The following is a 21,075-nucleotide window of genomic DNA, read 5'->3' as shown; positions in this document are numbered from 1 at the left end:
ACTGACACCATGAGCAACACCAAGATCGCACTGGTTACCGGCGCCACCCGCGGCATCGGCCTGGAAACCGTTCGTCAACTCGCACAGGCCGGCGTGCACACGCTGCTGGCCGGTCGCAAGCGCGACGATGCCGCCGCCGCCGCACTCAAGCTGCAGGCCGAAGGCCTGCCGGTGGAAGCGATTCAACTGGACGTCAACGACGATGTCAGCATCGCTGCGGCGGTCGGCACGGTGAAGGAGCGTCACGGCCACCTGGACATCCTGGTCAACAACGCCGGCATCATGATCGACGACATCCAGCGCAAGCCGTCCGAGCAAAGCCCGGACATCTGGAAGCGCACCTTCGACACCAACCTGTTTGCGGTGGTCGGCGTGACCAAGGCGTTGCTGCCGCTGCTGCAGCGCTCGCTGGCCGGTCGCATCGTCAACGTGTCCAGCATCCTCGGTTCGTTGACCCTGCATAGCCAGCCCGGCTCGCCGATCTATGACTTCAAGGTGCCGGCCTACAACGCGTCCAAGAGCGCCTTGAACAGCTGGACCGTGCATCTGGCCTACGAGCTGCGCGACACCTCGATCAAGGTCAACACCATCCACCCCGGCTACGTCAAAACCGACATGAACGGTGGCGAGGGCGAGATCGACATCGAGCAGGGCGCGCACAGCAGCGTGCAGATGGCCTTGATCGATGCGCACGGCCCCACCGGCAGCTTTACCCACCTGGGAGACACCTTGCCATGGTAAGAACATTGCTTGGTGCGGCGCTGGCCGCGCTGGTGCTCAGCGGTTGTGCGGTGGGGCCGGATTACCGGCCCGACCCGCCGCCGTCGGTCACGCTGCAGGGCGCGCAGGATGCGTCCTTCAGCGCCGAATCGCCGGTCGGCAGCTGGTGGTCGCAGTTCGACGACCCGGTGCTGGAACAGCTGGTGCGCGATGCGTTGTTCGCCAATCACGATCTGCGCATTGCAGTGTCGCGGGTGAAGCAGGCGCGTGCGGTGTTCGTGGAGCGTCGCCTGGATCAGGCCCCGCACATCACCGCGCAGGGCAGCTTCGATCGGCGCGAACAGCAGCAGGTGATCGCCGGCAATCAGCGTTTCCTCACCGAACAAACCACGCTGGGCCTGGACGCGGCCTGGGAGCTGGATCTGTTCGGTCGTCAGCGCCGCGCCTCGGAAGCGGCACGCGCCGATCTGGACGCCGAGCAGGCCAACCTGCAGGACGTGCAGGTCACGGTGGCGGCCGAGGTGGCAAGCAATTACTTCGAATTGCGCGGCACCCAGAAGCAGCTCGATGTCTCCAAGCGCACCCTGACCAATCTGCGCGACACCCAGAAGCTCACGCAGACGCGTTGGGACCTGGGCGCCGGCAGCGAGCTGGATGTGCAGAGCAGCCTGGCGCGGTTGAAAGCCATCGAAGCGGATATTCCGTTGCTGGAAACCGCCGAGGCGCAGTACCGCCACCGGCTGGCCGTGTTGCTTGGCCAACAGCCCAATGCGCTGGATGCCACCCTGGTCGCACGCAGCATGCCGGCGTTTGCGCGCCCGTTGCCGCTGGGCGATACGGCCGGATTGCTGCGCCAGCGCCCGGACGTGCGTAGCGCCGAACGCCGGCTGGCCGCAGCCACCGCGCAGGTGGGCGTGGCCACGGCCGATCTGTTCCCGCGTATCAGCGTCAGCGGGTTTGTCGGCTTTCTGTTCGGCGATGCGGCCAGGTTGACCCAGGGCAATGCCAAGGCCTGGTCGATCACCCCGTCGATCAGCTGGGCCGCGTTCGACTTCGGCACCGTGCGTGCACGCCTGCGTGCCAGCAAGGCGCAGGCCGACGGTGCGCTGGCGCAGTACCAGCAAGCGGTGTTGTTGGCGCTGGAAGACACCGAAAACGCGTTGATCGGTTATGGCCGCCAGCAGGCGCGCCTTGGCATCGTGGTGGAGCAGGCCAATGCCGCGCGGCGTGCCGAGCAGCTGGCGCAGATCCGCTACCGCGAAGGTTCGGAGGACTTCCTGACCTTGCTGGATGCACAGCGCACCCAGCTGGCGGCCGACGATGCCTTGGCGCAGGCCGAGGCAGCAGTGAATGTCGGCGTGGTCGGCGTCTACAAGGCGCTCGGTGGTTGGAAGCAGGACCAAGCGCCTGCGGCACCGGTGGCGGTGGTCAATCGTTGAACGATGCAGGCGGGGCGGCCGATGGGTTGCCCCGCAGTGTTGGCTGTCGCGTCAGGGCGATAGGCCGCTGGCTGTGATCCAACCCGTCTGCGCGTGACCGTTAGCGAAATCGGCCATGCATCCGAGGCCGGGAGTTCGCTCACCTCGGCTGACACGCGTGCTGCCAACGCTGTCGGCAGCGCAGTCGCATTCGCCACCGATGCTGTCGATCCAGCTGCCACGTGCGTCTGCATGCGCAGCCGCGTGTACGCGTACTGGTAGCGCTTACTCGGCAACCCGCACGCTATCGCGTCCGCTGTTCTTGGCCAGATACAGCGCTGCATCGGCACGCGAAAACCAGTCCTGCCAATGCGTCTCGCCGTCGTGGCGCGCCGCACCCAGCGAGACGGTGATGCGCCCTCCCGGGCCACGCAACCCATTGCGGATCACTTTGCGCAAGCGTTCGGTAGCCGCTTCCAGTTCCGCCAGCGACCCCGCACGCAGTAGCACCACGAATTCTTCGCCGCCAAAGCGGAACACCTGATGCGGGTCGCGCACTTCGTAGCGCAAGATGGTGGCCAGATCCGACAGCGCCGCATCGCCTGCGGCATGCCCGTACAGATCGTTGACCTCCTTGAAATGATCCACATCCAAAATGATCAGGCTGTTGAGCCGATCCTGCGGTTGACGCTGATCGATCTGATGGGTGAGGGCGCGTTCGAGCATGCGGCGGTTGGGCAAGCCGGTCAGCGCATCCAGCGAAGCCAGCTCTTCCAGATGCACGCGGTCGTCCTGCATCCGCAGCGAAAACGCGTAGCCCACCGCCAACGTCACCAGCGTGACCGCGATCGTCGAAATGCCCTGGCCTGGGCTCACGATCAAACCCGGCAACAACAACAAGGCCGCCAGCAGTGGCAAGCTCAACAACACTGCGCGTTGCGGCCCGCACAAGAAATAATTGGTGGCCAACACCGGGAACAGCCAGGGCAGGGCGCTGTCTCCACCGGTCCAGCACGCGGTCAGGCACCCGCCGACATTGATCGACGCCAGCCACAGGCCACCAGCGCCGGTTTGTTCTGCGCTGCGCATGTGCCAGCCACGCCATACCGCGAGCAAGCCCAGCGTCGTGGTGACCAGGCAAGCAATCGCCTGACCCGTCATGGCCAGGTACACCGCATAGAGGCAAAGCAACAGCGCAGTGATTGGCCCAAGCATCTTGATGATGCCAAGGCGGAAATCCCGCCGCAGGTGGAGGATCACAGGGAAGGTTCTGTCGGAGTCGGCAACATTATCGGCCGGGTGTCGTCAAAGTTGAGCGTGTGTTCATCTGCGCGCCGATTGGAAAAATGAAGCGTTGCAGCGCAAGGCTTCGCACATTCTTGACGGCCTTGCCGCAACCGTATCGTCTTTGTCGTCGGAGTTTGACATGCCCACCCGCGAAGAACTCGAAACGCGTCTTGACGCGTTGCAGGAAGAGCTGCCGCAGTTGTCTGCAGAGGAAGATGCGGACTTCGATTACCTGGATTTTCAGGCGCGTGCAGACGCGATCCTGCGCAGTGCCGCGCAGGACGATGCAGCGTTTGTACGCACGCGCATCGACGATATGTTGACCGGCGCCGGCCTGATTCCCACCGACGATGCTGGCCATGCCTGCGGCTGATGCCCCGCCTAAGTGTGATTTTGTATGCTCAATAGAGCATCACTGTAATGCGCGAATGGGTGCGTGACGCTGGCATCGTCGCGCAGGCGCTCACGCCCAGAGCCGCCAGGGGCAAGTGCGTGACGCACACGCGAGAATCCACCACGCAACCAATGCCTCTGCAGGCGGCCAGCGAAGCATGCTTGGCCGTCTGCGTTCAGACCAGGGCGGCAAGCACGTCCGCGCTCACGACCTGATTGCGGCCATTCTGTTTGGCGCGATACAGCGCCTCGTCTGCCCGTCGCAGCAACTGCGCCACGTTGCCGGCGTGATCGGGGAAGCTCGCCACGCCGAACGATGCGGTGACCTTCGGTCGTGAGACGCCATCGCCCATGACCTGCAAGGCCTCGATGCCGGTGCGCAGCTTCTCGGCCATCATGCAGGCGGTGGGCAGATCCACTTCGGGCAGGATGATCGTCAATTCTTCGCCGCCGTACCGGCAGCAGATGTCCTCGCCACGTGTCTGCGACAGCAACAACTCCCCGATGGCCGCCAGCACGCGATCGCCGCCGCCGTGCCCATGCAGATCGTTGAACTGCTTGAAGTGATCCACATCCAGCATCAGCACAGACAGTGGCAGCAACCGACGCGTACAGCGCGCCAACTCGTGATTGAGCGTCTCTTCCAGATAGCGGCGGTTGTACAGGCCGGTCAGCGGGTCGCGGATCGATTGCTGACGCAGCGTTTCGCGCAAGCGCAGATTGTGCAGCGCCAACGATAGTTGTTCGGCTGCCGCCTCGGCCACGGTCAACGAGGCAAGATCGACCGGGTCTTCGCTATGCAATGCCAACATCCCCAACTGCGTGCCTTGCGCCGATAGCGGAATACAGGCCGTCGCCGCATTCGCCGGGAGATTGAAGCCTGCATGCTGACACAGCATGCCCTGGCCGGCGTCCATCACCACATGGGTGCGATCGCGGCGCAGTGCCCAGCAGTTGTCCGGCGCGATGCTGGCACTGGCGTCGTCGGCCATCTCACCCCAGGCGACCACTTGTTCGGCGCGATCGCGCGAGGCGCGCAGCAGGTACACCGCGCCCGCAGCGCCGGGAATCAGTGGCGCAATCGTGCGTGCCGTGATTTCCAGCGCTTCTTCGGCGTCGCGGCAGTTCTGCAGCAGCCCGGAGTAACGCGCCAGCGCCTCCAGACCAGCGGAGGTGCGTTCGAGTGCGGCAAACGACTCGATCAGGCGCTCGCTGGTACGGCTGGCCTCGTCTTCGGCACGCGTGCGCCGTTCCAGCTCGCGCGACAACACGTGGTAGGCCAGCAGCATCACCAGCAGACCGCTGACGATGCCGATCACGGTGACCCACAGCGCCCACTGCGCGCTACGCGTGGTGGTGGCGTTGCGCTTGACCAGTTGCTGCTGCTCCAGCTCCTTCATGGTCTGCACCTGGCGACGCAGCGACGAAGAGGTCTGGAACGCCCCGCGCGCAATCGAATCACGTGCGCCGTCCAGGCTCTGCCTGTGATAGGCATGCAACAGCTCGTCGATCTGCACCAGGCGCGCGTCCACCAAACGGCTCAGCACAACGACATGGCGGCGCTGCACCGAGTTGTCCTGCACCAAGGCATCCAGCCGCACGATGCGCTCGGGCAGGCGGCCGATCGCATCGGCATACACCCCTAAAAAGGCCGCGTTGTCGGTCAACACATAGCCGCGTGACGACGATTCTGCCGACAGCATGCCTGCCTGGATTTCGTCGATGCTGGCAATCACCTCCTGCGTATGCGTCACCCAGCCAGCGTCCGACAGCGAACGCTGCGTCGTGAAATACCCGCACACGCCGATCAGCACAAAGATCAGCCCGCCCACCAACAGGGCCCCGGCAGCGCGGCGTTTCGTTCTTTTGGTCAACACCGCGTTCCCCGGCACGATTGTCTGGTTGAGGTCGATGCAAGCCGCGTGCCTACGCTCCACTTCGCTTGCCGAGTCAGCCAACAGCCAGCACGGCGCTCCCGGCCGAAACGCGGCGGCGGTATCCTGATGGATCGTTATCGAAGAGCGCGCCCGTTGGTCATTTTTCTAGGCAGTTACCAACTCACCTGTCACGCTGCCAAAGGCGACACCCCGTCCCATGGCTGGGTTGCCGGCTGGCATATCGCACAGATCGGCGTCGGCCTGGCCACAGACTTGGCAGGCGCTGCGCTCTCGCCAACCTTCCCCGACCGCCGCAGCGCCATGGCCGCCGCCCGCATCGCCGGTATGGTCACGCTTGAAGCCATGCACGCCAAGGCGCAAGAGCAGCGCGAGCACGCTTGAGCCACAGGTTCTGAATGCTGGCACGCGGTGTGCTCGGACGTCAGCAGGCTGTCGCCGAGCGTCTCTGGAGCACGTGCAATGGAAGAGTCCAACAAAAGCGCCCTGTTCCTGCTGCAACACGAAGCCAGCGCGTTGCTCGCGTTATTCGATCGACTCCGCGGCGATGGCCTTCAGCGCTGCGCAACTGCTGACCACCTTGCAGGCGCTGTTGTTCGTCACGATGCGCACGAACATGCAGCGCGCGTCGCTAACTGACGCGACGTCCCCCCGAGTTTGAGTAGCACATCGGTTTGGAGTCCAATTCCCTATCTCGAGGAGATTGGACGTGAAGAAGCGTTTTACCGAGGAAAAAATCATTGGCTTTTTGCGCGAGGCCGAAAGCGGCGTGGCGATCAAAGATCTGTGCCGGCGCCATGGCTTCAGCGAAGCCTCGTATTACCTATGGCGCAGCAAGTTCGGTGGGATGAGCGTGCCCGATGCCAAGCGACTCAAGGAGTTGGAGGCCGAGAACACGCGCCTGAAGAAGCTGCTGGCCGAGCAGCTGTTCGAGAACGATCTGATCAAGGATGCGCTGCGAAAAAAATGGTGAGCGCACCGGCGCGTCGTGCGCTGGTGCGCGAGTGGGTCCAAAGCGGCGCCAGCGAACGTTGCGCACTGGCAGCGATCGGTATGAGCGCCAGTGCGCTGCGCTATTGTCCCCGCGAGGATCGCAACGTCGAGCTGCGCGAGCGCATCATTGCGTTGGCGCATCGCCATCGCCGCTATGGCGTGGGGATGATCTATCTCAAACTGCGACAGGAAGGCCGCATCGTGAACTACAAGCGGGTGGAGCGGTTGTACCGCGAGCAGCAGCTGCAGGTTCGCCGCCGCAAGCGCAAGAAAGTGCCAGTGGGCGAGCGTCAGCCGCTGCTGCGGCCATCTCAGGCCAACCAGGTATGGTCGATGGACTTCGTGTTCGACCGCACTGCCGAAGGCAGGGCGATCACGTGTCTGGTGATTGTGGACGACGCCACGCACGAAGCGGTCGCCATCGAGGTAGAGCGTGCAATCTCGGGCCATGGCGTGACGCGCGTGCTGGACCGACTGGCGCACAGTCGCGGTCTGCCGCAGGTGATCCGCACCGATAACGGCAAGGAGTTTTGCGGCAAGGCGATGGTGGCCTGGGCGCATGCGCGTGGCGTGCAGTTACGGCTGATCCAGCCGGGCAAGCCAAATCAAAACGCTTATATCGAATCGTTTAACGGCCGCCTGCGCGATGAATGCCTCAACGAACACTGGTTTCCGACACTGCTGCATGCACGCACCGAGATCGAGCGCTGGCGACGCGAATACAACGAGGAGCGACCCAAGAAGGCAATCGACGGCATGACGCCATCGGCGTATGCCCAACAGCTGGCCAATACCGATATCATCAACCCCGGACTCTAAACCCGGCCGCTACTCAGGACGGGGGACGTCGCTGGAGGCGCAGGTTCGCCGGGTGTGGGACGATAACCTCCAGGTCCACGGCGTGCGCAAGGTCTGGAAGCAGTTGCTGCGTGAAGGCTGGCAGGTGGCGCGATGCACGGTGGAACGGTTGATGCGCCGGCTGTGCCTGCGGGGCGTGGTCGGCGGCAAGGTGGTCAAGACCACGCGCGGCGACAAGGCGCAGCCGTGCGCGCTGGACCGGGTGAACCGGCAGTTCCAGGCCGAGCGACCGAACGCGCTGTGGGTGAGCGACTTCACCTATGTCTGGACCTGGCAGGGCATGGTGTACGTGGCGTTTGTGATCGATGTGTACGCGCGGCGGATCGTGGGCTGGAAGGCCTCCACATCGATGACGACGGACTTTGTGCTCGATGCCTTGGAGCAGGCCCTGCACGCCCGACAAGAGGGACGGGGAGTTGATCCACCACTCCGACAGGGGATCGCAGTACGTGAGCATCCGCTACAGCGAACGGCTGGCCGAGGCCGGGGTCGAGCCGTCTGTGGGCAGCGTGGGCGACAGCTACGACAATGCGCTGGCCGAGACGATCAACGGACTGTACAAGGCCGAGGTGATCCACCGCAGAATCGCGAGCAGGTCGTGGCGCATGGAACTGGCCACCCTGGACTGGTTGCACTGGTACAACCACAAGCGACTGCTGGGGCCGATCGGGCATATCCCGCCAGCGGAAGCCGAAGCGGCTTACTATCGGCAACAAACCGGTCAGGCCGAGGCGGCCTGACTCAAACTAAGCGGCCTTCAAGAAAGTCGGGGCGGTTCAGATTGAACGGCGCTACGCGCAACGAGGGTCTTGAGTGTCTACGGAACCCTGGGCGTATCACTGGGCGTATCAAACGCATTGACCAGACCTTCCCTAACTACGTTCAAAACCCCTGAGCAAATCCCAATCGGTTACATGCCTATCGTATTCGGATTGTTCCCATTGCGCGGCATGGACGTAATGGTCGACAACCCCGCTTCCCAGCACCTCGCGGAGCCAACTCGAGCTCGAACTGATGCCGATGGCAGCTCTCAGTGTTTTCGGGATGTCCGGCAATCCCGTGTCACGATATGCGTCGCTCTTGCACGGCTCGCCCAACGGCAGTTTCTCGTCAATCCCCGCCAAGCCAGCTGCAATCAGTCCGGCGAACGCAATGTAAGGATTCATATCGGCACCACCAATGCGGCACTCGACGCGCAGATTATCCGAGCCCCGGCCACAAACGCGTAAGCCGGTCGTTCGATTATCGTAGCCCCATGCGATCTTAGTGGGTGCGAACGTGTCAATCTGAAATCTTTTGTAGGAGTTTATGTAAGGTGCCAACAAGAGGGTAATATCTCCCGCATACTTAAGGATTCCGGCCGCGTAGTTCCTCATTATAACGGACATTCCCTGCGGTTCTGCTTCGTCATAAAACATGGGTCGGCCGTCAGACGACCATAGCGACGAGTGGACGTGGCTGGACGACCCTGCATAATTATCGTTCCATTTTGCCATGTAGGTGATTGACTTACCGTGCTGTGCTGCTATTTCCTTGCTGCCGTGCTTGATGATTGTGTGCTGATCGGCCATCGACAGCGGGTCTGAATGCCGAACATTGATTTCCCCCTGGCCAGTGCCTCCCTCACCCTTTGTGCATTCAATTGCGACACCAGCGCCATATAGGCCTTTTCTGATCGGACGCATGACGCACTCCTGTCGCGTTGTCGACAGAATGTTGTAATCCTGATTGTAATTTCCAAATACCGCTGGTGAATTATAATTTTTTCTCGAAATTTCGGCATAAGTCTCGTCGAAAAGGTAAAACTCAAGCTCCGATGCGAAACAGGCACGCATTCCGCGGTCGGATAGCCGCCGTAACTGCCTTTGCAAGATATATCTGGGCGATTGCACCACTGGCTCGCCGTTGTCATTGTAGACATCGCAAATCACCAATGCCGTTGCGTCCAGCCAAGGCAGCAGTCGAAAGCTGGAAAAGTCAGGCCTGAGGACGAAATCGCCGTAACCAGCACTCCAGCTGGCATTCGCGTAACCTGGCACCGGGACCATTTCCATGTCATTGGCCAATAGATAATTGCAGGCATGGCCTTGGTTGTAATCGTGACCCACAAATGTAGCGGCATGATAGCGTTTTCCCATTAGCCGACCTTGCATGTCGACTATGCATACCAATATCGTGTCGATCGCGCCAGACTTGACAGAATTCCGGAGTTCATCGAAGTTCATGACAGATTCCCACAGCCATTTAAATGAGTGTTGTATATATGAGAGTTTTACGAGAGCTGGGCGTCTGCTGGCGGCAGCTCATCGACATCGATCAACCATATCCAGATCCGCCAAGGACGTTTTATGAATATGGCCGATCCAGTTCTCAAACAATAAAATTGCATGGCTGCGCCATCGATTCGTCGGTGGAAGATAGTGGCAATCGTCTGGAAAATAGTTAATGGGTAGATGGATGTTTCTTCCTGCGGCTAGATCGCGGAAGTATTCGTCTGCAAGAGTGTTCGAATCGTATTCAATATGATTAAAGAAATGCAAAGAATGATGCTTGGGATCGCTAAGCAAACAAGGCCCGGTATCGAGCGAATCAATGAGAACGGAAACACCGCTATCAATAGGGAGGTCGACGCGACGCATTTCCGCCCAGCGCGACACGGGAATGTAAAGTTCATCGGAAAAGCCTTTCAAGTAAGGGGAGTCGATATCATGAATATGATGCTTAAATACGCCAAATAACTTTTCTTTCAAGACGTTCTTTGGCGCACCATAGAAAAAATGCAAAGCAGCTTGCGCCCCCCAACAGATGTTAAAGCAACTACGGACGTTGGTCTGCGTCCACCGAAATACTCCAGCGAGCTCATCCCAGTAATCGACGCTGCAGAAAGGAATTTTCTCAAGCGGCGCCCCGGTTATTATAAACCCATCAAATTTACGATTATTAATATCCCGCCAGTCCTTGTAGAAGGATTTCAAGTGTCCGACAGGTGTATTCTTCGATGAGTGGCCGGATATCCTGACAAGCGTCAACTCAACCTGGAAGTGGGTGGAACCCAAAAGACGCGCTATCTGGATTTCGGTATCGATTTTATTTGGCATCAGGTTAAGCAACCCTATGCTTATAGATCGGCAATGCGGATGGATCATTGCCTCATCTTCTAAAACGGTGATGCCTTCGTTTTTAAGAGCACAACCTGCTGGCAGCCCTTTAGGGATTAGTATTGACATGAGATTGCGGCCCTCTTCAGCGAACGGCCCGCATCGGCCGTGTCTCGCATGAGAAATTTTGACTCAATCAGGAAAGCACTAGGAAAACTGCGACAAGCAGATAGATCGCGCCGGCGACCCGGTTTATATTGCGTTCGTTCCTGAAAAGGGTACGTGCCCTTTGTGCAAGCAACGCATATCCACCATAGATTAAGAGAGAAATAAGCAGTCCTGCCAGACTCAACGCAATTGCTTGGTGCGTGTAAGAATAGTAAGGACTGACAAAGCTTGGATAGGTAAGCAAAGTGGCCAGCCATCCCTTAGGATTAGTCAGGGCGACAAGTGATGAATCGATGAACACCTTTCGCGGACTAGAAGCGATTATTTCTGTGCTGTGATGTTCCGGTTGGGGCAGGAAAGAGATTAAACCAATGTACGTGAGATAGATCGCTCCTATCCAACGCAGATAACCGAGGAGCGACGAGTGCTCGTGAATGATCAAGCCGACCCCAGACAGCGCGACAATGGCGTGAATCGCAGTAGCCAGTCCAAAGCCAAACGAACAGGGAACTATAATCTTGCGGCCATACTTGAGAGATTGAGCCACAACAAATGCTACGTTCGGCCCCGGCACGGCGACCGCGCAAGTAAACGCAATGGCGAACAGAGCCACCAGATGTAGATCCATTATCTCGTCACTGTATTATGTAATGTTGGAAATTTTTCAATATATTGCCTTGTGGAAGGATGCCGGATTACTTCCGGCATGCCGCCTCGCTTCATATGCCTGGCACGCATCGCCAAAGAGGTGGAATATCTTCTGACTTACGGGGTCGTGTCTGACATGCCATTCGGGATGCCATTGTACTCCGAGCTGAAAAGTCGAGGAGGGGTAGGAAATTGCCTCGACGACGCCATCGTCGGCTATGGCCTCGACTCGAACCCCGGGCGCCGGCTCGAACACTCCCTGGTTATGAAGCGAGTTAACTTGGAGCCAATCGTTTCCCTCCCCGAGGATATCGGCAAGTATTCCGTTGGACACGATCCGAATTCCGTGCGATGGCAGATACTGCTGATCGCGGGTTACGTTCATGGGCTCGCTGTGCACTATGCCGAACTCCGTGGCCGGCAGATGTGCCACAAGCGTTCCGCCTTGCTGAACATTCATTTCCTGCAACCCGCGGCAAATGCCGAGGACTGGCATATCCAGCTCTGTTGCGATCGACAACGCGACACACGACAGGCGATCCCTGGGTCGGTCTCGTTCCCCAGGGATAACGTCGTCGTCGGCACGTTCCCAACGGCGCTGTCGTCCATCAATGATGTCTGCATCGAGATTTGATTCGTCGCCAGTCAAGACCAGGCCGTCTAGACGATGCATCAGGGAACGAAATTTTCTAAGGCTTGTATCCCAAGGAAGATCCCCGTCTACAGTCGGAAGAATGACGCATTCAACAGCAGCGTAGGTATCAAGAGCTTCAATGTAGCGTCGTCGCAACCTGTCACGATGAACGCCATCATCGATATGGCGATTTGATGTCACTCCAACAACAGGTCGAATCACGCAATCAGAGACATGTTCCATTGTGGATGTGCTCCGGATCATTTATGCAGGCTAATTTCGTAGAGGCGACGGTTCCGATCAAGCAATTGCGAGATCACGCTTGGCTGCCCCTGCGGGCCGCGCGAAAATAGACCTCCCCAGGATTTTCCGATACTCGCATATATTGGATCTTGCATTCGGATTTTCTGTGCTTTTTTTAATAGCCAGAATGGGACGCCCGGCGAAAGATGGTGTTCAAGATGGTACTCGTCGTAATTGACGCCGAACAATAAGCGTTCTATGAATCCGCCCTTCCTATTTCTCGTCAAATAAACATTCTCCACCTCGCTTTCACACATGGGCGAATGCTCAGCCAGCTCGGTGAACCAACCCAACACCTGAAACGTGGTGAGGTAAGGGATTAGCCAAAAAAGCACAAGAAGATGTAGAGCGTCCGCTGCGGTAAAGCCGGCGACTACCGCGATCCAGAATGCCGCGAAACCGTAAGAATCGATAAGGGCGCCCCACTTATCGACGCTCTTCTCTCTGTCTCCCGAAACAAAGAATCGGTTGCTCCAAAGATAGCTCAAGTAACGAAACGTGGCCCCGCCGAAGATCGCTTTCCAGAGAATAAAGGATTTGTACTCGCGCGGCTCGCGAACCGTATAAACCCCCGATTTGATAAAGAACTTCAAGTCGGGATCCTGCTCCGGATCACCAAGGTGCGGATGATGAAGATAGACATGGGACACGCGATATGCCCAGTGCCGCTGGAATATAGGATAAGCGGCGAACGTCGTCCCGAGGAAATTGTTCCATGGTCTATTCTTTGCTAGTATTCGGTGCGCCGCGTCGTGTGAGATCGTCGTCAAACCGCGCTGGTGCGCGCCGATAATTAATAATGCCAATGGGTAAAGCCACCAGCTGAGTTGCACCGTCGCAACGGCGCAGGCCACCATTACTGTATAGTCCTTTATTATGTATAAGGCGCCAGTCATATTGTCGGGACGCAAGTCAGACAGCTCGCGCATGATTTCGCGAGAAAAACGGAATGTGTCAAATCGCTTATTTCTGAGCGCCCAAATTTTCTCTTTTTCCATGATGCTTCTCCCGGCTAATTAGCCATTAAACGGCATCAAGACCGCGCTTTATATCATCAAGTATGTCGTCAATGTTCTCTATGCCGACGCAAAGGCGGATCGACCCATCAAATATTCCGGCTGCCTCACGCTGAGTTTTGGGGACGGTAGTATGGGTGGTCGAGACCGGATGCGTCACGAGTGTGCGTGCATCTCCCACATTTGAAACGTGATACATGAGACGGATGTTCTGCACGAATTTTCTGCCTGCAGCCTCATCTTCTAACTCGAACACGATCATTGCGCCGTAGCCGACTTGCACGTCGACCAGTTCATCTACGACGTCTCGGTCGCGTCCAGTAGCAAGGCCAGGATACGAAACGCGTCTGACCTTGGGATGACCTGCTAGGAAACTGGCAACCGACGCAGCGTTCTCGCAGTGACGCTTCATGCGCAGGCTTAGTGTTTCCAGACCTTGTATCAGCTGAAAGCTTGCGAATGGGCTGATCGCCGCGCCTGTATCGCGAAGCCAAGTCATACGTGCTTTCAAAAGATAAGCACTGTTCCCTAAGTCATTCAGAAGGCGCACAGCATCTCGCCAGCATATGTCGCCATGCGCCTCGTCAGGGCTATTTAGCAATGGGAAGCGGGAGGCATCATCAAAAGAAAAGTTTCCATTGTCGACGACCAGTCCTCCCAGTGTGGTGGCGTGGCCACAGATGTACTTGGTTGCCGAGTAAACGCTGATTGCGGCGCCCAGCGCCCCGGGCCTGCACACAAGAGGCGTCGTCGTGTTGTCAACCACGAGGGGAATGCCATGCGCCTTGCCAATCGCGGCAAGCTCCGATACCGGTAACGGAATGACGCAAGGATTAGAAAAGACTTCGCCGAATAATGCGATGGTCCTGTCATCGATCTGCCGCTTGAAGGATTCTGGTTCATGCGGGTCAGCAGATCTTGCCTCAATCCCTAAGCGCTTGAAGGTATTAAAAAGCAAATTCCAGGAATTCCCGTATAGATACTTCGATGTAACCACGTTGTCGCCTGGTCGGCCACTGCACAAGTTCATCAGCGCAAGAAAGGTGGCGGCTTGTCCGGAAGCCACGGCAAGCGCATCCGCTGCGTTATCCACTTGGGCGTACCGGCGCTCTAGGACGCGGGTGGTTGGATTAATGATCCGCGTGTAGGTAAAACCGTCGCGCTTGACATTGTAGATATCCGAGACGGCGGCCAGATCATCATCGAGTTCATAAGCCGTGGTCTGATAGATGGGAACGGCAATAGCGTTGGTGGCTGGATCGTGCCGATAACCCGCATGCAGAAGGGCTGTTTCCATCGAAAGGCTTTTTTCGTGGGTGCGAGATGACATTAGGCCGCTCCGCTTTCGAGTTAAGGATTGTCAAGTGCCGCTTCTACCAGGCGGTGTTTGTGGTCTTCAAAAAACTCACGAAACGCCTTCGCCAGAATGAGTATCCATGCCGGCTTGATTGCGCCGATGCAGCCGATTCTGAAGCTTCGCGTTTGAACGTGGAATTTTGCATATATGTAGAGGTTGTATCTGACAAGATGCCGATAGAATTCCTTGAAATCCTCTTCGGTATCAATCACTCCCTTCGCAGTGAGCGCCAGACACACCGGAGACCGCGCACTCGCACTTAGTAACGGAACAGCGTATCGCTCCGTTGCGCGAATGATCTCTTCTCGCACCAAACAGTACCGCTTTCTGCGGTTGGCCACACTTTCAAGGGTCAACAGTTCGAGTGCCTTGGCGCATGCCTGTACCACATGAGTAGGAGGCGTTGATCGCCACTCTCCTGTCTCCTCAAGGGTTTTCCACTGGTCGCGAACATCTAAAACGAAAGAATTGACCGGATGTGTCTTTTTTCTTTTCAGCATGGCCAGCTTGGCTATTACTAACGAAATGCCAGGCGGACCTTCGATGCACTTATTGCTTGAAGTCACAAGGACGTCGACAGGGGAGATTTTGACACTAATATCAATTGCGCCAAAAGAACTCATTGCGTCGACGATCGTAACGACTCCGTATCGCTTGGCCAGCTTGACGATTTCGTTAAGTGGATTAATGACACCAGTGGTCGTCTCGCAATGAACGAAGCAGATGTGGGTGATCGTGCGATCTTTTTCAAGATATTCCACTATATCGGCGATCGAAAGCGGCTTGTCGCTAGGAACCTTCATGCTGGCAGCCCGTATTCCGCGTAACTGAAGTATCTTCAGCATACGCTCGCCATAAATACCGTTTATGCATACAAGCGGTTTGTCGGACTGACTTATAAATGTCGCCAGCGCTGCTTCGATGCCGTAGGTTCCACTGCCTTGGATGGGGATGACCGAATGTGACTCCTGCCCTTCGACTAGGTTGATCGCAAGGTTACGCATCGAGGAAGTCGTGATCCTAAAGCTTTCGTCTCTTGAGCCCATGTCGAATTGCATCTGTGATTTTACTTCGTCGCGCAAAGCCAACGGACCCGGTGTCATTAAGAAATATTTCTCTGAACACATGTGGAAGTCTCAGTATTTATAAACTGTGGGGGCATAAAGCAGCGCTTTCACGTAACCTGTGATCAGTGATGATAACGAAGCTGGTCGGTCGACGATGGTTTCGTTATTATTTTGTATTTTATTTTTTATAATAATCTATGTGGCTGTACGATCCACGGTTTATCTGTCGGTTTGGATAGTACGCGCCGCATGAGCTGAGGCAAGGTAATTTAGCCGAAACGCACATGAAATTTAGCTATAAAGCTTGGGGCGCGATCATCGTTGATCTTTATCTGGTTCCAGCTGAGATATTCATCTAGGAATGGTCTCAGGTTTCAATCCAGTTATCATGAAAACCTGCGATAGGTCAAGTCGGATCCTGAGGAGTGTTCATGTCGAAGCGCAGAAGTTCAGTGTCTTTTTGCGCGAGTGGGGCAGGTCAGTAAGCAGCTCACCCAGGCCACGCGCAAGGCGACTCCGACCGCGCGATCGGCGTCGCTTTGCCGGCTCACGTTGAGTTCGGCCGCCTCGCCGAGTCGTCGGTCTCGGTCAGCGGTGCGTCGGCGCAGGCCCGGGGGTCTCGGTGCTTGAGCCGGTCCAGATACGGGCCTCCACCGTCCAGCAAGGCAGGGTAATCCCCCCGCATTTAGCGGACGCCAGAAGTGGAGCTAAGCAGCCAATGCCAATTTCTGCATTGGCGTGATGCCGCCAAGCGCCATGTTGGGGCGCTCGTGGTTGTAGGACCATCGCCAGCGCGTGGCTGTGTTCTGCACCTGTTCGATGTTGTCGAACAGGGTGCGTGCCAGCCAGGCGTATCGGACGGTGCGGTTGTAACGCTCGATGTAGGCGTTCTGCTGGGGCTTGCCAGGCTGTATATGCTCGATCCGGATGCCTTGCTGCTGCGCCCAGTTCAGAAGCGCACGGCTGATGTATTCGGGGCCGTTATCGCAGCGAATGGCGCCCGGCTTGCCACGCCACTCGATGATCTGCTCCAGTGAACGGATCACGCGTGCCGAAGGCAGCGACAGGTCGACCTCGATCCCTAGCACCTGGCGGTTGAAGTCGTCTAGCACATTGAACAGCTGGAAGCTGCGGCCGTCGCTGAGTTGGTCGTGCATGAAGTCCATCGACCAGACCTGGTTGATCGTCTCTGGCACCGAGAGTGGCTCGGGCTTCTCCCGCACCAGCCGCTTCTTCGGCTTGATGCGCAGGTTCAATTCCAGTTCGCGGTAGATGCGATACACGCGCTTGTGGTTCCAGCCGAAGCCTTTCACGTTGCGCAGATGCAGGAAACATAGCCCGAAGCCCCAGTCGCGGTAAGCCGTGGTCAGTCGGATCAGCCAGTCGGCGATCCGGGCATTGTCTTCGTTCGCCTTGGCTTGGTAGCGAAAGCAGGTCTCGCTCACTTCGAAGGTCCTGCACGCATGCCGGATCGTGGCTCGCCCGCCTTCCACCGCCCATCGGGTCATCTCCCGGCGTTGAGATGGCCTCACCATTTTTTTGCCATCGCCTCCTTCAGCAGGTCGGCACTGAGCTGGGCGTCGGCGTACATCTTCTTCAACCGCCGATTCTCATCCTGCTGCTCCTTGAGCTGGGCCATCAACGAGGCGTCCATGCTGCCGAACTTGCTGCGCCATTTGTAGAACGTTGCCGAGCTGATGCCGTGCTCGCGGCACAACTCTGGCACGGGTGTGCCTGCCTGGGCCTGCTTGAGCACGGCGATGATCTGGCTGTCGGTAAAGCGGGACTTCTTCATGGAACCTCCTCGGGTCAGATGACGAGAAAATTCCACTTCTGACGTCTGCTATTCGGCGGGGGATTACCCAGGCGCTGCCGCTGACCAGCAGTGCTGTGCGAGTTGCATCCTCTTTGCCTAGTTGCGCTGACTTTTGCCAATTCACAATAGTCCAGCCTAAATGACGCCGCCGTCCAGTTTGACTCATAGCTTCGTCCAGTTTATTTGGTATCAGCGTCCACTTGCTTGGCGTATGTAGTCGTCCAACATCAGTGACCTAAACGCTATTAAGCGTACAAGCCCTTGTGAGCGATCGGATGAATGGGATTGTAGAGGGTAAAAGGCAGTTCAATCTTGACTTCGTTATTCGCAACCAATCTTCGCAAAGTGCGTGAAACGCTGATTGACATCAAGCGAGCGCGGCAGCAGCATTTGCACAGGAAAGGGGCCTGCACGCGGTGCAATTGTAACGGGAATACTCCAAGGTCGTCATGAGTAATAAAGCAGTTGGGCTTAGTGCCCTTGTTTTAGCTGTTGTTGTGGGTGGCATTGTTTGGATGCAGGAGGCTAGAAAAAATGAAGCCCCTCAGCAGGAAGTAAGCTCAGAAAAGAATAAATCTTCGACTGAAAAAATGTCCGGTTCCTCCGGCTTGGCTGCATCTATCCAGCGGCTTACTCAGTCATCGGCATCGAACGTTAGACACCCGTTTCCTGAAATTCCTCGCACACGCGATGGAATGAGTTTCGAGAACGATCCAGGATTTGCCGAAAGCAAAGCCGAGCAAAAGTGGCTCGACCGACATGGCTATCCAAACGAGAAGCAGCTAGAAGCTTATATGCTGGCTCCAGAGGCGCTTCTCAAGCAAGCTGCCGAGGCAGGTGACATAGCGGCACAAGCGATGCTTGACGCGAGGCTGCTGCCAGCCGATCCAAAAGCTCAACAACGTCTTGTGGATGCAGGAGCGGAAGGCAACCTTTTCGCACTGAATATGCTTGCGTCTTATCAGGGGGGAAGTGCCAATGGCGATCCTGTGGCGGCCTATGCGGTGTCGCGTGTGGCGGAAATGCGTGGCGATTCTCGAGCGGGAATAACCAGAGAAGTCATGATGGCAAAGCCCCTTACGGCCGAGCAGAAAATGCTTGGCGAATCTGAGGCTTTGCGCCTGAATCAGGCAATAAATCAAATCTATATTTCTAAGCACGGCGTCGCGCCGGTTTTGGATAAACGTCCCATCGGGGGGCAATAGTTTTCTGTTGTTTTATCAAGGAGTGAGTTGAAATGGGAATTGCAAAAAGGGTTGGTATTGCTGTTTTGTCCTTGAGTGGCTTGGTGGGCGTTGCGATTGCGTGCTCTGAATTGCCGATGCCGCCACTGCCGCCCATCCAGGTTAGTTTGACCGATCTGCCCAAGTTTAGCGATTATTCAAACCCAGCCAACGCAGCATTCATGAAGAAGCTTGATACTTCTGCATCACGAGTGCTGGGTGAGAGTAACTGGGTGGCCAACTCTTATAAAGGGTATGTGTCCTATACAGTCAAGATTTTGATGTATACCGGTCGTGGTATGGTCTACATCGAAAAGCCTTGCGGTAAAAAAGCTCAGGAAATGGCCGAGCAGATCCAGCAGCAGACATCGACCGGTCGTAGCTCGGGCGGCGGCGGTAGTGCTGGATCAGGTGGCGGCAATAATGGTGGTGTATTGATCGGTGGCGGCTGCTACGGTAGCTGTGGCGGCAAAATGCCGGTTGTTGACGTAGGTCCTCCAGAGAACGTCGGCTAACCTCTAAATCTGATGTTGTTGTGCAGCGCTCTAAGCTCTCTATCCAAGGTGCCTCAGCGCTTCCAGCGTTGGGGCATTTTTTCAGCTTTCTTTAGTCGAATTTTACCCTGTGGCCCGCGTCTTGGACGTCTTTTTCTTTGCCACCTGTTCGCGTCGTCGTTCCATGTGCCGAACCTGCTTGAACGCACGATCAAATTGCCCTGGCGTGTAAGCGGGCAGGGGAAGCGTGGGGCCAAACTGTTCAATGGCTGAAAAGCGAGCGGGGACGGAAGGCGGATCGACGTAATGCTTCAAGCCTGGCGGAAGCGTCAACTCGTGCCCGGTGATTTGTTGGGAAATCGGAAGCGAGACGCCATGCTCGTTGACCAATGAATTGGACAAGGTGTGTCGGAAGCAATGAAAGCTTTTGAGCCGTTGGGTCAGCCCTTGCTTGATCGCATAGGCACGGAACTGATCCCCTAGCGCGTCGCCATAGCCGTTTTCGGCGTTGTAGGGCAAATGCGGGAAAAGCCGCTCAAAGCCTGCGCGCTTGACCTCGTCCACATAGACCAAGAACCCAGCCTCGATCAGAGATGTGGGCAGGGGCACAAAGCGGGAAGGGTGAAAGTTCTTCAAGCGCTGATCCGGCTTTGTTCCTCGGAAATGCACGCCCCAGAAATCGCCGACCTTGCCGATGTCGTCAATATAGAGCTGAGCGACTTCGTTGACCCGAGCACCCGTTGCAAATCCTAGCAGCGTGCCGAACCATCGGTGCGGGTACTTCTTGGCCCAAGAGGTGAATGCATTCACCTCAAGTAGCGCTTCAAGCTCAGCCCGGGTAACGGATCACGACTCGGCTCATCGGTGAGCGACTTGGCGCGATTGAGGATGGCTTTGTGAGGCGCCTTGCCAATCAGGTCTTCGTTCGCCAAGGCGTTGAAGAAGGACGCAATACGATCCCGATGCTTTTCCTTGGTGCGCATGCTCAGCAGTTCGTGACAACCTTGCCGCGCCTTGTTCAGGATTTCGACAGGGGTGAGACCGGCGAACACCGCGTTCTTGGTGACGTTGCTGGGGTAGTGCTCAAGCGCATCCAGGAACTTTCGGACGTCATCAGTCTTGTAGTCCTCGACCGGTTTGTCGCCAACAAGCGCTACAAAAAGACCCGGGCTGTGTTCGGTATCGATCACGTCTTTGGCGCTTCGCCCCACACGCCGCATCTCACTGATGTGGATGGTGGCGCGCTCTGACAGCAACGGTCCTGTGCTTTTCACAGGAGCCAGTTGCTGAAGGGGGAGGTGTTTCAGTGCGTCCAGCAGCCGGGCGTGATCTCGGCACCGTTGGCAGAAAGTTCCACGCCACCGACCTTGATGGTGTAGGGCGAGCTTCGTTGCCTTGCAATGCGGCCAAAGCCTGGCTCAGCAAATCGTCCTTCACGCTGCTTGCTCCCTGCCGCATCCGATCGAATGCTTCCGAGAGTGCCACAGCAGTTCGAGCTACGGCCAGACGGGCAGCATCACCAAGGGCCAAGCGAACGGGACGGACAAGGTAGCGTGAGCCGATGAGAGCTTGAAGGTCAGTCGGGACGAAGAAGCGCACATAGAGCCCAGCTGGGCGGCGCAAAAAATAAGGTGTTGGCACGGGGTTTGATACCTTGAACCGCCCCGGGAATCCCAGAGGCTCCATT

The 21,075-nt window shown here is 57.3% G+C and carries 18 protein-coding genes and 2 pseudogenes; 9 read left to right on the top strand and 11 right to left on the bottom strand.

The genetic code is table 11. From position 1 onward, the window contains the following. Positions 1 to 9 precede the first annotated feature (9 nt). Together XBLMG947_RS12440 and XBLMG947_RS12435 are read left to right on the top strand one after the other, a co-directional pair. Positions 10 to 741, top strand: coding sequence for an SDR family oxidoreductase (locus XBLMG947_RS12440; RefSeq protein WP_065468997.1), 732 nt, complete (start codon positions 10 to 12; stop codon positions 739 to 741). Further along, positions 735 to 2,159 (top strand): efflux transporter outer membrane subunit, encoded by a 1,425-nt coding sequence (locus XBLMG947_RS12435; protein ID WP_065468996.1) that lies wholly within the window; start codon positions 735 to 737, stop codon positions 2,157 to 2,159. The genes XBLMG947_RS12440 and XBLMG947_RS12435 overlap by 7 nt, the downstream gene beginning before the upstream one ends. Positions 2,160 to 2,423: 264 nt before the next feature. Here the strand turns inward: XBLMG947_RS12435 and XBLMG947_RS12430 are convergent, their stop codons facing one another. Next, the gene (locus XBLMG947_RS12430) at positions 2,424 to 3,398 is read right to left on the bottom strand and encodes a GGDEF domain-containing protein (protein ID WP_065468995.1); all 975 of its coding nucleotides are present in this window, start codon (positions 3,396 to 3,398) and stop codon (positions 2,424 to 2,426) included. A 94-nt stretch (positions 3,399 to 3,492) separates the two neighbouring features. On the opposite strand from XBLMG947_RS12430, the gene XBLMG947_RS12425 reads away from it, so the two are divergent. Next, complete coding sequence (locus tag XBLMG947_RS12425; RefSeq protein ID WP_065468994.1) at positions 3,493 to 3,798, top strand: hypothetical protein; 306 nt, start codon at positions 3,493 to 3,495, stop codon at positions 3,796 to 3,798. A gap of 196 nt (positions 3,799 to 3,994) precedes the next feature. Here the strand turns inward: XBLMG947_RS12425 and XBLMG947_RS12420 are convergent, their stop codons facing one another. After that, positions 3,995 to 5,650 (bottom strand): sensor domain-containing diguanylate cyclase, encoded by a 1,656-nt coding sequence (locus tag XBLMG947_RS12420; protein ID WP_065469076.1) that lies wholly within the window; start codon positions 5,648 to 5,650, stop codon positions 3,995 to 3,997. Between the two features lie 198 nt (positions 5,651 to 5,848). On the opposite strand from XBLMG947_RS12420, the gene XBLMG947_RS12415 reads away from it, so the two are divergent. From XBLMG947_RS12415 to XBLMG947_RS12400, 4 genes and pseudogenes are all read left to right on the top strand, one after another. After that, positions 5,849 to 6,097 carry a hypothetical protein gene (locus XBLMG947_RS12415; RefSeq protein WP_065468993.1) on the top strand — a complete coding sequence of 83 codons (249 nt, stop codon included), beginning with the start codon at positions 5,849 to 5,851 and terminating at the stop codon, positions 6,095 to 6,097. A gap of 78 nt (positions 6,098 to 6,175) precedes the next feature. Further along, entirely contained in the window at positions 6,176 to 6,352 is a 177-nt protein-coding gene (locus XBLMG947_RS23185; RefSeq protein WP_167352025.1) for a hypothetical protein, read from the top strand. A 70-nt stretch (positions 6,353 to 6,422) separates the two neighbouring features. Next, positions 6,423 to 7,525 (top strand): IS3 family transposase gene (locus XBLMG947_RS12405; protein WP_209437482.1). Its coding sequence is split into 2 segments (ribosomal slippage): positions 6,423 to 6,681 and positions 6,681 to 7,525, totalling 1,104 coding nucleotides; the frame shifts between segments, so codons are not numbered across the junction. 19 nt (positions 7,526 to 7,544) lie between these two features. Continuing rightward, a pseudogene (locus XBLMG947_RS12400) lies at positions 7,545 to 8,304 on the top strand (IS3 family transposase); the annotation flags it as partial. A 132-nt stretch (positions 8,305 to 8,436) separates the two neighbouring features. Here XBLMG947_RS12400 and XBLMG947_RS12395 read toward each other — a convergent pair. The 8 genes from XBLMG947_RS12395 to XBLMG947_RS12360 all read right to left on the bottom strand — a co-directional run bounded on the left by XBLMG947_RS12395 (position 8,437) and on the right by XBLMG947_RS12360 (position 17,650). Further along, complete coding sequence (locus XBLMG947_RS12395) at positions 8,437 to 9,789, bottom strand: glutamine synthetase family protein (protein WP_065468991.1); 1,353 nt, start codon at positions 9,787 to 9,789, stop codon at positions 8,437 to 8,439. 78 nt (positions 9,790 to 9,867) lie between these two features. Beyond that, positions 9,868 to 10,791 (bottom strand): homoserine O-succinyltransferase, encoded by a 924-nt coding sequence (locus tag XBLMG947_RS21605; protein WP_083993069.1) that lies wholly within the window; start codon positions 10,789 to 10,791, stop codon positions 9,868 to 9,870. Between the two features lie 67 nt (positions 10,792 to 10,858). Beyond that, positions 10,859 to 11,458 carry a LysE family translocator gene (locus XBLMG947_RS12385; protein WP_065468989.1) on the bottom strand — a complete coding sequence of 200 codons (600 nt, stop codon included), beginning with the start codon at positions 11,456 to 11,458 and terminating at the stop codon, positions 10,859 to 10,861. A gap of 36 nt (positions 11,459 to 11,494) precedes the next feature. Beyond that, a complete protein-coding gene (locus XBLMG947_RS21600) occupies positions 11,495 to 12,355 on the bottom strand; it encodes a gamma-glutamyl-gamma-aminobutyrate hydrolase family protein (RefSeq protein ID WP_083993068.1) in 861 nt (286 codons plus the stop codon). Positions 12,356 to 12,372: 17 nt separating this feature from the next. Further along, positions 12,373 to 13,413, bottom strand: coding sequence for a fatty acid desaturase family protein (locus XBLMG947_RS12375; RefSeq protein ID WP_065468987.1), 1,041 nt, complete (start codon positions 13,411 to 13,413; stop codon positions 12,373 to 12,375). 25 nt (positions 13,414 to 13,438) lie between these two features. Continuing rightward, positions 13,439 to 14,761 carry an O-acetylhomoserine aminocarboxypropyltransferase/cysteine synthase family protein gene (locus tag XBLMG947_RS12370; RefSeq protein WP_065468986.1) on the bottom strand — a complete coding sequence of 441 codons (1,323 nt, stop codon included), beginning with the start codon at positions 14,759 to 14,761 and terminating at the stop codon, positions 13,439 to 13,441. Positions 14,762 to 14,781: 20 nt separating this feature from the next. After that, a complete protein-coding gene (locus tag XBLMG947_RS12365) occupies positions 14,782 to 15,915 on the bottom strand; it encodes a 2-aminoethylphosphonate--pyruvate transaminase (RefSeq protein ID WP_065468985.1) in 1,134 nt (377 codons plus the stop codon). Positions 15,916 to 16,562: 647 nt separating this feature from the next. Continuing rightward, a protein-coding gene (locus XBLMG947_RS12360; protein ID WP_245228180.1) for an IS3 family transposase occupies positions 16,563 to 17,650 on the bottom strand; the annotation gives its coding sequence in 2 pieces (ribosomal slippage) (positions 16,563 to 17,398 and positions 17,398 to 17,650; 1,089 coding nt in all). A 470-nt stretch (positions 17,651 to 18,120) separates the two neighbouring features. Between XBLMG947_RS12360 and XBLMG947_RS12350 the strand changes: the two genes are divergently transcribed. Then, a complete protein-coding gene (locus tag XBLMG947_RS12350) occupies positions 18,121 to 18,876 on the top strand; it encodes a hypothetical protein (RefSeq protein ID WP_245228179.1) in 756 nt (251 codons plus the stop codon). 32 nt (positions 18,877 to 18,908) lie between these two features. Then, positions 18,909 to 19,409: a hypothetical protein gene (locus XBLMG947_RS21590; protein WP_083993067.1), complete on the top strand. Its 501-nt coding sequence runs from the start codon at positions 18,909 to 18,911 to the stop codon at positions 19,407 to 19,409. Positions 19,410 to 19,511: 102 nt separating this feature from the next. Here the strand turns inward: XBLMG947_RS21590 and XBLMG947_RS12345 are convergent. After that, positions 19,512 to 21,029, bottom strand: a pseudogene (locus XBLMG947_RS12345) (site-specific integrase). Positions 21,030 to 21,075 lie beyond the last annotated feature (46 nt).

Origin of the sequence: Xanthomonas bromi, from assembly GCF_900092025.1 — a bacterium.
Classification (GTDB): domain Bacteria; phylum Pseudomonadota; class Gammaproteobacteria; order Xanthomonadales; family Xanthomonadaceae; genus Xanthomonas; species Xanthomonas bromi.
Note: the sequence above shows the minus strand (reverse complement) of the source record. Positions and strands in the feature narration are given on the sequence as shown.

Coding starts and splice junctions, on each gene's coding strand:
- XBLMG947_RS12440 (WP_065468997.1), top strand. CDS start 10: ATGAGCAACACCAAGATCGCACTGGTTACCGGCGCCACCCGCGGCATC.
- XBLMG947_RS12435 (WP_065468996.1), top strand. CDS start 735: ATGGTAAGAACATTGCTTGGTGCGGCGCTGGCCGCGCTGGTGCTCAGC.
- XBLMG947_RS23185 (WP_167352025.1), top strand. CDS start 6,176: ATGGAAGAGTCCAACAAAAGCGCCCTGTTCCTGCTGCAACACGAAGCC.
- XBLMG947_RS12395 (WP_065468991.1), bottom strand. CDS start 9,789: ATGAACTTCGATGAACTCCGGAATTCTGTCAAGTCTGGCGCGATCGAC.
- XBLMG947_RS21605 (WP_083993069.1), bottom strand. CDS start 10,791: ATGTCAATACTAATCCCTAAAGGGCTGCCAGCAGGTTGTGCTCTTAAA.
- XBLMG947_RS12385 (WP_065468989.1), bottom strand. CDS start 11,458: ATGGATCTACATCTGGTGGCTCTGTTCGCCATTGCGTTTACTTGCGCG.
- XBLMG947_RS21600 (WP_083993068.1), bottom strand. CDS start 12,355: ATGGAACATGTCTCTGATTGCGTGATTCGACCTGTTGTTGGAGTGACA.
- XBLMG947_RS12375 (WP_065468987.1), bottom strand. CDS start 13,413: ATGGAAAAAGAGAAAATTTGGGCGCTCAGAAATAAGCGATTTGACACA.
- XBLMG947_RS12370 (WP_065468986.1), bottom strand. CDS start 14,761: ATGTCATCTCGCACCCACGAAAAAAGCCTTTCGATGGAAACAGCCCTT.
- XBLMG947_RS12365 (WP_065468985.1), bottom strand. CDS start 15,915: ATGTGTTCAGAGAAATATTTCTTAATGACACCGGGTCCGTTGGCTTTG.
- XBLMG947_RS12350 (WP_245228179.1), top strand. CDS start 18,121: ATGAGTAATAAAGCAGTTGGGCTTAGTGCCCTTGTTTTAGCTGTTGTT.
- XBLMG947_RS21590 (WP_083993067.1), top strand. CDS start 18,909: ATGGGAATTGCAAAAAGGGTTGGTATTGCTGTTTTGTCCTTGAGTGGC.